Genomic DNA, 12,523 nt, shown 5'->3' with positions numbered 1-12,523 from the left:
GCAGCGTGGCGCGTCACAGGATCGCTTCCAGCGCGCTGCGCAGGCTCTGATGCCGGAACACGAAGCCGCTCGACAGCGCCTTGTTGGGCACCACGCGCTGGCCGCCGAGCAGAAGCTCCTCGGCGAAGTCGCCGCCAAGGCGGCGCAGCAGCGCGGCGGGGACACGCAGCAGCGCCGGGCGTCGCAGGCGGTGCGCCAGCTCGGCCGTGAAGGTGAGATTGCGCACCGGCAGCGGCGCGGTCGCGTTGACCGGTCCGGCGATGCTGCCGGTGGCGATGACGTGCGCGATCAGTCGGATCAGATCGTCGCGCTCGATCCACGACATCCACTGCGCGCCGGAGCCGAGCGGGCCTCCGAGTCCGAACTCGAACGGCGTCAGCATGCGCGACAGGAAGCCGCCATCGCGGCCGACCACGAGGCCGATGCGCAGCATCGCCACGCGCACGCCGTGCAGCTCCGCGCCGCGCGCCGCCTGCTCCCAGGCCTCGCAGAGGTCATGGCTGAAGCAGCCATGCGACTTGGCGGATTCGGTCAGCGGCTGGTCCTGCCACAGACCGTACCAGCCGATCGCGGAGCCGTTGACCAGCACCTTCGGCTTGCGGTCGAGCCGCGCGATCAGGGCTACGACAGCCTCCGTCGTGACGATCCGCGACTGCAGGATCTTGTCGCGCTTCGCGGCCGTCCATGGCGCATTGCCGATCGGCTCACCGGCCAGATTGACGATCGCATCAATGCGCGTGTTGGACGCGATCTGATCGAGGCTGGTGATCGAGGTCAGCGGCGCCGCCAAGGCGGCGGCTCGTGCGGAATCTCGCACCAGAGCGATGACGTGATGGCCTGAAGCGGCGAGGCCGGCGACCAGGCGTGTGCCGATGAATCCGGTGGCGCCGGTGACGAGCACCGTCTGCGCTGGCGGCAATGCGGCGAAAAGCTCGCTTGCGTCGGGCTGCGACATCCGGGCAAGCCGCCTCGCCGCGGTGAAGTCGCGCAGGCCGCACAGGCTGGCGCCGATGGCGGCCGCCGCGGCGACCCAGCTCAGCAGACCGGCATACTCCGGCACGATCGCGGAGGGCCGCATCGCCCAGCCGATCAGCACGGGGACCAGCAGCATCAGAATGGCGCCGTAGTTGATCGCGAGCAGCGTGTGATTGATGCGCTCGCTCGGCGGCAGCTTGCGCGTCAGGTCCTCCTCGACGAAGTCGGTCAAGGTGATCGCGATCTCCGCCACCAGCACCGCGAGCACGAGCATCGCAAAGATCCCGTGCATCTCGCTCCAGCCGAGGACGGCGAACAGCAGGGCGTAGAGCAGATTGCGGATGCCGTGCAGCTTCAGCTCGTTCCGCTGCGACGGTCGCCATGCGAGGCGCTCGGTGAATTCGTGGTGATAGAAGGTATCGAACACGCCCATCACGATCTGAACGGCGATCAGGGACCAGAGCAGCGGCGTCATGGTGCAGACTCCCGGAACACGGCGCTCTGGCGGATGATCCGGCCGAAGCGCGGATGAACGATCTCGAGCGCGAAACGGAAGGCGCCCGCGCCGAGGTCGGAATGCGTGACGGTGAGATCGCCGGGCGTGAGCCAGCGCGGCAGCGGCCAGCGCCGGCCGGCGACAGACACGGTGTAGCCTGAGCTGTGGAAGACGAGCGCACCGTCGGTCACGCGAACGCGCAGGCTCATGCTGAGCCCCCAGCCGAGATATTCCTCCAGTCCCGTCGGACCGGCGAACCGCTTGGCCGAATGAATCACCTGCGGAAAGCCGTGTGGGCGGCCGCAGATGCGGGTCCAGATCTGGCCGCCGCTTGCGGCGTCCTCGGTCACCGCGACAATCATCGGAACGCCGGTGTTTGCGCTGGTCGGCAACGGTCCGCCGATCAGCCGCGCGGCCTGCGCGAACCAAAAGCCCGCGCGGCTGATTTCGGCCTGATCGACCTCGCCGACATAGACGACGGTCGCGCCGTCGACGAGCCGCTTCGAGAAGCGGCGCCAGATCGACACCGGCAGCCGCCCCCAATCCTCCGGCGACAGCAGCGCGCGAAACCGGTGATCGTCATGGAGCCTGGCGTTGGCGGGGGCTGTAGATCCGAGATGCCGTAAGCTCACCATGACGCCCTCCACTCAACTAATCGCTGCCGGACCTCGATCGTCCCGATGGCAGCAGGTTTGCGATCTTCTCGCCGAGCTTGATCAGCGCCACCAGCCGCGGCCGTGGCACCCGGAGCATCTGCGCGTACCAGCGGTCGACCAGCTCGGTGAACGCCAGCATGTCCTTCAAGCGTCTGCTCGCGACCGCGCTGATCGTCGGATCGCCGGTGGCCTCCGCGACGCAGGCGCGCAGCGCCGCGATGGCGGGATCGATCTCACGTTGCTTGCGGCCGGCGGCGATGCGCTGCGCGACCTCCCAGATGTCGGTCTCGGCCTCGTAGTGGTCGCGACGGTCGCCGAGGATCGGGACGCGCCGGATCAAGTCCCAGGCGAGCAGCTCCTTCAACGAGTTCGACACGTTGGAGCGCGCCATGCCGAGGGTGTCGGCGATGTCCTCCGCCGTCATCGGCTTCTCGGCGAGGTACAGCAGGCCGTGAATCTGGCTCACCGAGCGGTTCACGCCCCACTGGTCACCCATGTCGCCCCAATTGAGGATGAAGCGCTCGACGGCGGGAGGAAGTTTCTTCTTGCCGGTTATTTCTGTCATGACAGAAATATCTGACTGAAAAGAGCTGATGTCAAGTGCCGCTCTTTGCCTTGAACCCGGCGGACGATTGGCAAGACGGACGTCGAGGCGCACACTTCAACGTCGGCGACAAGCCTCCCTGCCCCATTGGAACCGGAGCAAGCCATGACCGCATCCGACAAGGCGTTCACTGGATCGATCCCGCAGATCTACGATCAGCTCATGGTTCCCTTGATCTTCGAGCCCTATGCGCAGGACCTCGCACGTCGCACAGCGGCGCGGCAGCCGCGCGACGTGCTCGAGACGGCGGCGGGAACCGGTGTCGTCACCAGGGCGCTGCAGGCGCAGCTGCCGCCAGACGTCCGCATCACCACGACCGACCTCAACGAGCCGATGCTGATGCAGGCGAAGACTCACCTTACGGATGAGAAGCGGATCACATGGCAGCAAGCCGATGCGCTCGCCCTGCCGTTTGCCGGCGCGAGTTTCGATGCCGTCGTGTGTCAGTTCGGCGTGATGTTCTTCCCTGACCGGGTCAAGGGCTATGCCGAGGCGCGCCGCGTGCTGCGGCCGGACGGTCGTTTCATCTTCAACGTCTGGGACAGGATCGAGGAGAACGAGATTCCTCATGTTGTCCATGAGACGCTGCAGCAGGTCTTCGCGGACAACCCGCCGCAGTTCTTCACGCGCACGCCGCACGGCTATTTCGACGCGGCGCAGATCGAGGCGGACTTGGCCGCAGCCGGCTTCACCGACATCGTCATTGAGACGGTCACCCATCGCAGCCGCGCGGCCTCGCCGCATGTGCCGGCGATGGCATTCTGCCAGGGTACGCCGATGCGCGGCGAGATCGATGCGCGAGGCACGCCGGGGCTCGCGGCCACCACGCAGGCGGTTGCCGAGGCGCTGGCGCGCCGTTTCGGCGATGGTCCGATCGAGGGCCGAATCCAGGCGCTGGTGATCTCAGCGGGGTGAGCAAGAGCCGGAACAAGCGCTATGGACTGCGGGTGAAATGCACCAACAGCAGAATGAATGCGGCCCAGAACACGACTCCAACAAGCGTGCACCATCCTTCGCCCGCCACGATGTCGCCGGTCGACCGGGTAGGAACAACCCGGGCGCGGCCGAGCGGCTCGCGCAACGGAGCGACCTTGATGCGACCGAGCGAGATCAAGGGCAAGATCAGCCGCCCCGTCGCATAGAGCAGCGCATAAAGAACCAATTCCAGAACGAGGCGAAGTGCTGCCAGGAAGAATTCTGCCATAGGCGTTGGTCGTCCACGATCACTCGACGTTCGATGATCGCAGATTCTTGAATGTCCCGTCGGACCACGATCAATAGAGATCTGGAGTCGTGCCAACTACGCCGTCGGCAGCACCGAGAACGACTCGCCGGGCCGACGCAGCTTGAGCTGATCGGTCATCCCTGTCGCGTCGATCACGTCATCGACGCGCGCAGCCGGCGGTCCCTTGCGGCAGGCCGCGACCATGGCCGCGACATCATCGGCAGGTCCCGCGAACACCGCCTCGACGCTGCCGTCGCTGCGGTTGCGGACCCATCCGTCGAGGCCGTTCAGGATGGCCTGGTCCTCGACCCAGGCGCGATAGCCGACGCCCTGCACGCGACCGTGAACCGTGACGTGAGCAATGGCGCGGTCGCTCATGGTGCCAGACCCAGAAATGCGCGCAGGCGCTGCTTGACGTCGGACTCGCGCATCACGCGCGCAGTCAGGTCGGACGGCGGCAATCCCTTCAGCTGCTTCGGCGAGACACCCTCGCGCAACGCCTTCAGCGTCTCGTGGACGGCCAATGTCGCGGCGGCGATCGGGGCATGGCCCTGCAGCGCGACGCGGACGCGGCGCGCGGCGAGATAGTCCAGATCGGACATCGACTCGGGCGCGCCGCCGAGCACGATCGGCAGCGACGTCGCCGCGGCGATGGCATCGAGCTGATCGCGCGCGGTGATGCCGGTGAAGAACAGCCCGTCGACGCCGCAGGCCTCATAGGCTTTGGCACGCGCGATCGCGTCATCGAGCGAGGTGATGGAGACGGCGCCGGTGCGGCCGAGAATGACCAGGGACGGATCGCCGCGGCCGTCGAGCGCAGCCTTCACCTTGCCGACCCCCTCGGCGAGCGAGATCAGCTGCGGCTTGTCGACGCCGAACGCCTGCGGCAGCAGCGTATCCTCGATGGTGAGGCCGGCGGCACCGGCAGCTTCCAGCTCCTGCACGGTGCGGCGCACGTTCATCGCGTTGCCATAGCCGTGATCGGCATCGACCAGCACCGGCAGCGCCGCCGCGCGCGACATCCGCCGCATCTGCTCGGCGAGTTCGGTCAAGGTGATCAGCGCGATGTCGGGATCGCCGAGGATGGCGAGCGAGGCGGCAGAGCCGCCGAACATGCCGAGCGCAAAGCCGAGGTCCTCGGCGATGCGGATCGAGATCGCGTCATAGACGGAGCCGGGATGGATGCAGTGGTCGCCAGCGAGGATGGTGCGGAGCGCTTCTCGGCGGGTGCGGAAGGTCATAATGCCCCTCTCTCCGTCATTGCGAGGAGCGAAGCGACGAAGCAATCCAGAGTCGTGTGCCGAGCCCTGGATTGCGTCGCTTCGCTCGCAATGACGGCGGTTAGACTCACGCGAACTCCAGGATCAGCGCGTCGACGGCGAGCGTGGCGCCCGCGGCCGCGTGGATCTTCTTCACGGTGCCGTCCTGCTCGGCTCGCAGCACGTTCTGCATCTTCATGGCCTCGACCACCGCCAGCGTCTCGCCGGCCTTGACCTCCTGCCCTTCGGTCACCGCGATCGAGACCACAAGACCCGGCATCGGGCACAGCAGCTTCTTGCCGCTGTCGCCGGAGGTGACCACAGGCATCAGCCGCGCCGCGGTCGCCTCAGTCTCGGTGTAGACGTAGACCGGCGCTTCGACGCCTTGATGTGCGAGGCGGACGCCGTTGGGGATCGGCCGCGTCTGCACCGCGATGGCCGCGCCATCGATGGTGCCGTGCCACACCGCATCGCCCGGCTTCCAGTCGGAGACCAGCTGATGCGGCGCGCCGACCTTGCCGTCGGCAGCGACGAAGCGGACGGTGATTGCGCCATTGTCCCTGGCGATGTCGAGCAGGATCTCGTCGCGGCCGAGCCAGACGGCGCGGCGGCCCTGCCGCTTCACCGGACGGCCGATCATCTGCTGCGAGATCTGCCGCTTGCGTTCGCCGAGCACGTGATCGATTGCGGCGCCCACCGCCGCGAGCCGACGCGCGATCTCGCCTTCCGGCGCACGGGCGGCAAAGCCCTTGGGAAACTCCTCGGCGATGAAGCCGGTCGAGAGCCGGCCCTCGCGCCAGCGCGGATGGTTCATCAGCGCCGACAGGAACGGGATGTTGTGACGGATGCCGTCGACATAGAACGCATCGAGCGCGGTCGACTGCGCCTCGATGGCCGCAGCGCGCGACGGCGCGTGGGTGACGAGCTTGGCGATCATCGGATCGTAATAGATCGAGATCTCGCCGCCCTCCTGGACGCCGGTGTCGTTGCGCACGGTGATGCCGTCAGCCTTGCTCTCGGCCGGCGGGCGATACTTCACGAGACGGCCGATCGACGGCAGGAAGCTGCGGAACGGGTCTTCCGCGTAGACACGCGATTCCACCGCCCAGCCGGTCAGCGCAACATCCTTCTGCGCCAGCGCAAGCATCTCGCCGGCGGCGACGCGGATCATCTGCTCGACCAGATCGATGCCGGTGACGAGCTCGGTCACGGGATGCTCGACCTGCAGACGGGTGTTCATCTCCAGGAAGTAGAAGCTCTTGTCCTGGCCGGCGACGAACTCCACCGTGCCGGCGGAGTCGTAGTTCACGGCCTTGGCCAGCGCGACCGCCTGCTCGCCCATCTTGCGCCGGGTCGCCTCGTCGAGCAGCGGCGACGGCGCCTCCTCGATGACCTTCTGGTTGCGGCGCTGGATCGAGCATTCGCGCTCGCCGAGATAGATCACGTTGCCATGCTTGTCGCCGAGCACCTGGATCTCGATGTGGCGCGGATCGACGATGAACTTCTCGACGAAGACGCGGTCGTCGCCGAACGAGGCCTTGGCCTCGGCCTTGGCGAGATTGAAGCCCTCGGCCACTTCGCTGGTCGAATGCGCGATGCGCATGCCCTTGCCGCCGCCGCCGGCCGAGGCCTTGATCATCACGGGGTAGCCGATCTCGTCGGCGATGCGCACCGCGTGCTGGGCGTCCTCGATGACGCCGAGGAAGCCGGGGACGGTCGAGACCTTGGCCTTCGCGGCGGCCTTCTTCGATTCGATCTTGTCGCCCATCGCGGCGATGGCACCGGGATTGGGACCGATGAAGACGATGCCGTTCTCAGCCAGCGCGCGCGGGAACGCCTCGCGCTCGGACAGAAAGCCGTAGCCGGGATGCACGGCCTCGGCGCCCGTTTTTTTGCAGGCCTCGACGATGCGGTCGATCAAGAGATAGCTCTCGGCGGCGGCGGGCGGGCCGATCAGCACGGCATCGTCGGCCATCTCGACATGCAGCGCATCACGATCGGCTTCCGAATAGACCGCAACGGTCCTGATTCCCATGCGGCGGGCGGTCTTGATGACCCGGCAGGCGATCTCGCCGCGGTTCGCGATCAGAATGGTCTTGAACATGTTTTTTCTTGATACCTTTGGGCGGGCTCCCCGCTCACGGCACAGGCGCGACCACCGCGAGCTTAAGCGGTTCGTCTATAGCAAAATCGCCCGCGCGCAACCCGCCTGTGGGCGCGTTTGCGCGCATCTCACAGGCATGCCAGCAGCCGGCGCTCCCGTCACCCGGAATAGCTGTGGAAACGCCCTCGCATATAGGCGTGCGACACGGCCTTCATCAGCTCTGTGACCTCGGTCTCCAGATAATCGTTCGCAACAATCAGCGCGCGAATGGTGGCGCGCAGGTCGCCGCCGCAGGCGGCGATGGCCTGATCCACGGCGGCATCGAGCGCCTGGGCATCGCTGTCTCCAGCGCAGGCACTGGTCTGGCTTTCGAGGTTGGGGCGCGGTTCAGACGGCATGGCGTGATGGCGATCCTCGCTCCGGTCACGCCATCTTGTTCACTTTATGTTCTAAGGAGTCAAGCCGCTTCACGCGGCTCCTGCAGTCTCTTGCTGGACAGGCGCGGTCTTCTCGGCGGTCGCAGACTTGTCGGCGGTCGCAGACTTGGCGTGCGCGCTGCGTCGCACCAGCTCGTGGATAAAGCCGAGCTTGGCGATGACCGGCGGCGTCAGGATGAAGGGATAGAGGTCACGTGCGCCCATCGCCCGGGCGACGCTGTTCATGGCGAAGGTGAACGGCAGCCACGCATTCACGATGGCGTCGAAATCACTGACTTCATAGGGGTCGAAGGTGACACGCGCCGAGAGCCCGCCGATCTGGTCGGCCGGTGGGTCGATCTCGATGCCGAACTCGGAGGCCATCTCGAGCGTGTCGACGATGTGCAGATAATGCGCCCATGTCTCGGCGAAGTCCTCCCACGGATGGGTGGTCGCATAGGCTGAGACGAAATTGTCCTGCCAGTCGGCCGGTGCCCCCGCGTCGTAATGGCGCTTCAACGCCTCGCCGTAATCCTGGGTGTCGTCGCCGAACACCGCGCGGCATTGCTCGAGCTTGCCCGCGTCGCGGACCAGCACGTCCCAGAAATAGTGGCCGACCTCGTGGCGGAAATGGCCGAGCAGCGTCCGGTACGGCTCGCCCATCTCGAGCCGGCGCCGCTCCCGCTCGATCTCGTCGGCCTCCGCAAGCGCGATCGTGATCAGGCCGTTGTCATGACCGGTCATGACCTTCTGCTGACCGCTTGGATCATCGGCCAGGAAATTGAAGATCAGGCCGTGCTCGGGATCCTCGATCCGGGTCTTCAAGGGAAGCTTCCAGCGGATCAGCGAGTAGAACAGCCGGTGCTTGGCCACCTCCAACTCGCGCCAGCCGGCGAGCTGCGCGGGATCGGAGAGGTTGGGGATCGTGCCATTGTGCCGGCACGCTCGGCAAAATCCCGCAGTCTCGCCGGCCTTGAGCAGCCAGTTGCAGGCGTCGTGCTCGGCATTGGCACAGAAGAACCGCCCGGTCTCGTCGTCGGCCAAGGTCCGAACGCCCTGCTCCGCTGGTTCGATCGCCGACAGGATCTGGCGCTCCGGCATGAAGGCAAGCTGATGGCCGCAGCGGCCGCAGCTGCGGTTCTCGAAATACAGGATGTTCTTGCAGGCCTGACAGACAAACAGCTTCACGGTGGTGACCTACGCTTTGCGGATGTTCAGGGCCTGACGACGCACGACAGTAACCGTACGTTCCCGGGGAGCGGAACTTTTTATCTGCCCCGGCGTTCCCGTCGTGCAGGCGTTTGCCTGCCGCAATCGCTGGCCAATTTGCTTTCATTGGACCCAATGTCGCCACGCTTCCGAACACCCGCGGTGAAATTCTCCGGCGACCGCTCGCTCGATCAGTGCAGGTCCGCATGAACAGCGCAGATGCGCCCAGAGACGACGTCCTCCCCGAGGCTGCCGGTGCGGCCGAGCTGCGCCAGCATATCGAAGAGATTGAGCGCGATCGCGACCAGGCCTATCGGGCGCTGCAGGAGCGCGAAGCCGAGCTTGCGCGCATCCAGCGGATCGGCAGGGTCGGCGGCGTCGAGGTAGACCTGCGCGAGGGCTTTCGCAATCGCCGCTCGCCCGAATATCTGATCATTCACGGACTTCCACCGGAGGCGGCCAACGAGACCCATGAAGACTGGGTGCAGCGCCTGCATCCGGACGACCGCGCCAGGGCCGAGCAGGCCTTCATCGCGGCGGTCAAGAGCAAGCAGGAAGACTATACCACCGAGTACCGCATCATCCGTCCCAACGACGGCGAGATCCGCTGGATCCGGGTGATCGCGCGCATCGAGCGCGACTGGAACGGCCGCGCCATCCGGCTGGTCGGCGCCCATATCGATGTGACCGACCAGATGCTGGCGCAATCCAAGCTGCGCGAAAGCGAGGAGCGCTTCCGGCTGATCGCCGACAGCGCGCCGGTGCCGATCTGGGTCACCAAGCTCGATCGCACCCGCTCCTTCGTCAACCGCGCCTATGTCGACTTTCTCGGCGTGTCCCACGACGAGGCCCTCGCCTATGACTGGCGCAAGGCGCTGCATCCCGACGACCTGCCGCGCATCCTCGGCGAACAGCAGGCGGGAGAGTGCTCGCTGAAGCCGTTCTTTCTCGAGGCACGCTATCGCCGTGCCGATGGCGAATGGCGCTGGCTGCGTTCGGAATCCCAGCCGCGCTGGGACGCCAACGGCAGGCATGTCGGCTTCATCGGCGTCGCCCACGACGTCACCGCCGCCAAGCAGGGCGAGATCGAGCTCCGCCGCATCAATGAGACGCTGGAGGAGCGGATCCGCGAGCGGACCGCGCAGCTCGCAGCCAACGAGGCGCGGATGCGCGCCATCTTCGACACCAGCAACCAGTATCAAGGCATTCTCGATGTCGAGGGGCGTGTGACCCACGCCAACCGTATCACACTCGCCGGCATGCGCGCGTTCGGTATCGACGTGATCGGGCAACAGGTGTGGGATGCGGCATGGTTCGCGCATACCCCTGGCGCCGCCGAGACGCTCCGCAAGGCGTTTGCGCGCGTGCTCGCGGGCTCCAGCTTTCGCACCGAGCTGCGGCTGGACTTCGCCAATGGCGAGCGTCACATCGAGGTGTCAATGCGACCGCTGTTCGATCAGCACGAGACAATCACGGGCGCCGTCGCCGAGGCGATCGACGTCACCGAGCGCATCCAGAGTGAGGAGCTGTTGCGCCAGTCGCAGAAGATGGAGGCGGTCGGCCAGCTCACCGGCGGCGTCGCGCACGACTTCAACAATCTCCTGACGATCATCCGCTCGGCCACCGATTTCCTGCGCCGGCGCGATCTCGCCGAGGACCGGCGGCGACGCTATGTCGATGCGATCTCCGAGACCGTCGAGCGCGCCTCGAAGCTGACGGCGCAGCTGCTGGCCTTCGCGCGGCGGCAGCCATTGACGCCGCAGGTGTTCAATGTCGGCGAGCAAGTCGAGAGCGTGGTGCAACTGATCCGTCCGCTGGTCGGCAGCCGCATCCAGATCGAGCCGGCTGTCGACGAAGCCCGGCTGTTCACGCTGGCCGACATCGCGCAATTCCAGACCGCGCTGATCAACCTCGCCGTCAACGCGCGTGATGCCATGAATGGCGAGGGGCGGCTGATGATCGGCGTGCGCAGCACCGATGCGATCCCGCCGCTGCGCGGCCAGAACGGCCGTCCCGGCGCCTTCATCGCGATCTCGGTCACGGACACCGGCGCGGGCATCGCGCCGCAGAACATCAACGCGATCTTCGAGCCGTTCTTCACGACGAAGGAAGTCGGCAAGGGCACGGGTCTTGGCCTCAGCCAGGCCTTCGGCTTCGCCAAACAATCCGAAGGCGACATCGCGGTCGACAGCCGGCTCGGCCACGGCGCGACCTTCACCATCTACCTGCCGCAGGCGGCGGCGCCGCAGTCAGGCCTGGACGTCGGCACAGCACGCGTCGAGCCGGCCACCATCGGCCGCGGCTATCGCGTGCTGGTGGTCGAAGACAATGACGAGGTCGGTCAGTTCTCGACCGAACTGCTCGAAGACCTCGGCTATGTCACCCGCCGCGTGTCAAATGGTCAGGATGCGCTGGCCATCCTCGCGGACAACGAGTTCGCGGTCGACCTGGTGTTCTCCGACGTCATCATGCCCGGCATCAACGGCCTCGAGCTCGCCGGCATCGTCCGCGAGCGCTATCCCGGCCTGCCGGTGGTTCTGACTTCCGGCTACAGCCACGTGCTCGCAGAGAACGCCCATCACGGCTTCGAGCTGATCAAGAAGCCCTATTCGGTGGAGTCGCTGTCGCGCATCCTGCGCAAGGCCATGGCCGAGAAGACGCCGCTGACGCGCTAGCATGCGCCAATCGGATTATCACTGGGATAGAGATATTTACCTCGATTCCTTGGCGATATATCGCTATTACTGGGTGTGTGAAAACGCTCGTCCTGACCCATGCCGCAGCCAAGGACCTCGACGCCCTTCCGCAGGATGCGCGCGAGCAGGTCACCGAGAGCCTTAACACCTACGCCATGACGGGTCAGGGCGACGTCAAGAAGCTGTCAGGTCGCGATGGCTATCGCCTCCGGATCGGCGCCTACCGTGTCATCTTCGGTGAGGATGAAACTACCATTCTTGCGATCTACGTCGGCCGTCGCTCGACGACGACCTATGGGAGAAACTGAGATGATTCCCATCCGCCCCCAAACCATCCGCTCACCTTCTGGCGAAGAGCTGATCGTCCTGACCCGCGCCGAGTTCGACGCTCTGATCGCAGCTGCGGCCGATCAACTCGAGGACGCCGAGGACGTCGCAATCTTTGATGGACGCATGACAGCACTTCGGGACGGTAGAGATGCGAGGCTTCCGGCTGAAGTCACAGCCGCCATGCTGTCGGGCGACAGTCTGCTCCGTGCACTGCGTCGCTGGAAAGGTCTCACGCAGGCTGAGCTGGCCGAACGGACCAATCTTGCTCAGGGCTACATCAGCGATCTCGAAACGCGCCGCAAGATCGGGACTCACGAGACACTGAAGGCGATTGCGGCCGCGCTCGATGTCGAGACCTCCTGGCTCGGCGGTGACGATCATCGCGAAACGTAACAGTCGGACTTTATCCGAACCGTACCTATGAGCTCCGACAAGCATCGCGTACGCTGAGGTGTAAGAGGTCAGCCTTCGGCCCTTGCAGCTCCGCCGGGAACCAACATCGCTGATTGCGCGTTCTGTTCCACGAATGAGCTGCCGTGATCCGCGTCGTGCG

At 65.9% G+C, this 12,523-nt stretch carries 13 protein-coding genes; 4 read left to right on the top strand and 9 right to left on the bottom strand.

What is annotated here, in order from left to right:
* Positions 1–13 precede the first annotated feature (13 nt).
* The 3 genes from ACQR07_RS16595 to ACQR07_RS16585 are packed head-to-tail and all read right to left on the bottom strand — an operon-like array spanning position 14 to position 2,692.
* The gene (locus ACQR07_RS16595; RefSeq protein ID WP_434903297.1) at positions 14–1,450 is read right to left on the bottom strand and encodes a TIGR01777 family oxidoreductase; all 1,437 of its coding nucleotides are present in this window, start codon (positions 1,448–1,450) and stop codon (positions 14–16) included.
* Positions 1,447–2,106 (bottom strand): DUF4166 domain-containing protein, encoded by a 660-nt coding sequence (locus tag ACQR07_RS16590; protein ID WP_434903296.1) that lies wholly within the window; start codon positions 2,104–2,106, stop codon positions 1,447–1,449. Before ACQR07_RS16590 ends, ACQR07_RS16595 begins: the two co-directional genes overlap by 4 nt.
* A 16-nt stretch (positions 2,107–2,122) precedes the next feature.
* Positions 2,123–2,692, bottom strand: a complete 570-nt coding sequence (locus ACQR07_RS16585) for a GbsR/MarR family transcriptional regulator (RefSeq protein WP_434866691.1) — start codon at positions 2,690–2,692, stop codon at positions 2,123–2,125.
* A gap of 144 nt (positions 2,693–2,836) precedes the next feature.
* On the opposite strand from ACQR07_RS16585, the gene ACQR07_RS16580 reads away from it, so the two are divergent.
* The gene (locus tag ACQR07_RS16580; RefSeq protein ID WP_434903295.1) at positions 2,837–3,646 is read left to right on the top strand and encodes a class I SAM-dependent methyltransferase; all 810 of its coding nucleotides are present in this window, start codon (positions 2,837–2,839) and stop codon (positions 3,644–3,646) included.
* A gap of 19 nt (positions 3,647–3,665) precedes the next feature.
* On the opposite strand, the gene ACQR07_RS16575 is transcribed toward ACQR07_RS16580, so the two are convergent.
* The 6 genes from ACQR07_RS16575 to ACQR07_RS16550 all read right to left on the bottom strand — a co-directional run bounded on the left by ACQR07_RS16575 (position 3,666) and on the right by ACQR07_RS16550 (position 8,923).
* Positions 3,666–3,935 (bottom strand): hypothetical protein, encoded by a 270-nt coding sequence (locus ACQR07_RS16575; RefSeq protein WP_434903294.1) that lies wholly within the window; start codon positions 3,933–3,935, stop codon positions 3,666–3,668.
* A 96-nt stretch (positions 3,936–4,031) separates the two neighbouring features.
* Positions 4,032–4,334: an acylphosphatase gene (locus ACQR07_RS16570; RefSeq protein ID WP_434903293.1), complete on the bottom strand. Its 303-nt coding sequence runs from the start codon at positions 4,332–4,334 to the stop codon at positions 4,032–4,034.
* Entirely contained in the window at positions 4,331–5,197 is an 867-nt protein-coding gene (locus tag ACQR07_RS16565) for an isocitrate lyase/PEP mutase family protein (protein WP_434903292.1), read from the bottom strand. The genes ACQR07_RS16570 and ACQR07_RS16565 overlap by 4 nt, the downstream gene beginning before the upstream one ends.
* 106 nt (positions 5,198–5,303) lie before the next feature.
* On the bottom strand, positions 5,304–7,319 hold the full coding sequence (locus tag ACQR07_RS16560; protein ID WP_434903291.1) for an acetyl-CoA carboxylase biotin carboxylase subunit: 2,016 nt from the start codon (positions 7,317–7,319) through the stop codon (positions 5,304–5,306).
* A 158-nt stretch (positions 7,320–7,477) separates the two neighbouring features.
* A complete protein-coding gene (locus ACQR07_RS16555) occupies positions 7,478–7,717 on the bottom strand; it encodes a hypothetical protein (RefSeq protein ID WP_434903290.1) in 240 nt (79 codons plus the stop codon).
* A 69-nt stretch (positions 7,718–7,786) separates the two neighbouring features.
* Positions 7,787–8,923 (bottom strand): zinc-binding metallopeptidase family protein, encoded by a 1,137-nt coding sequence (locus ACQR07_RS16550; protein WP_434903289.1) that lies wholly within the window; start codon positions 8,921–8,923, stop codon positions 7,787–7,789.
* A gap of 227 nt (positions 8,924–9,150) precedes the next feature.
* Here ACQR07_RS16550 and ACQR07_RS16545 point away from each other — a divergent pair, with 227 nt between their 5' ends.
* The 3 genes from ACQR07_RS16545 (at position 9,151) to ACQR07_RS16535 (ending at position 12,363) form a co-directional block, all read left to right on the top strand.
* On the top strand, positions 9,151–11,619 hold the full coding sequence (locus ACQR07_RS16545; protein ID WP_434903288.1) for a PAS domain-containing protein: 2,469 nt from the start codon (positions 9,151–9,153) through the stop codon (positions 11,617–11,619).
* 77 nt (positions 11,620–11,696) lie between these two features.
* Positions 11,697–11,948 (top strand): type II toxin-antitoxin system RelE family toxin, encoded by a 252-nt coding sequence (locus tag ACQR07_RS16540; protein WP_434903287.1) that lies wholly within the window; start codon positions 11,697–11,699, stop codon positions 11,946–11,948.
* Position 11,949: 1 nt separating this feature from the next.
* Positions 11,950–12,363, top strand: coding sequence for a helix-turn-helix domain-containing protein (locus ACQR07_RS16535; protein ID WP_434903286.1), 414 nt, complete (start codon positions 11,950–11,952; stop codon positions 12,361–12,363).
* The last annotated feature ends 160 nt before the right edge of the window (positions 12,364–12,523 follow it).

Origin of the sequence: Bradyrhizobium sp. HKCCYLS20291, assembly GCF_051167715.1 — a bacterium.
Classification (GTDB): domain Bacteria; phylum Pseudomonadota; class Alphaproteobacteria; order Rhizobiales; family Xanthobacteraceae; genus Bradyrhizobium.
The sequence above is the reverse complement of the archived record's forward strand: the minus strand, read 5'-3'. Positions and strand labels throughout refer to the sequence as shown.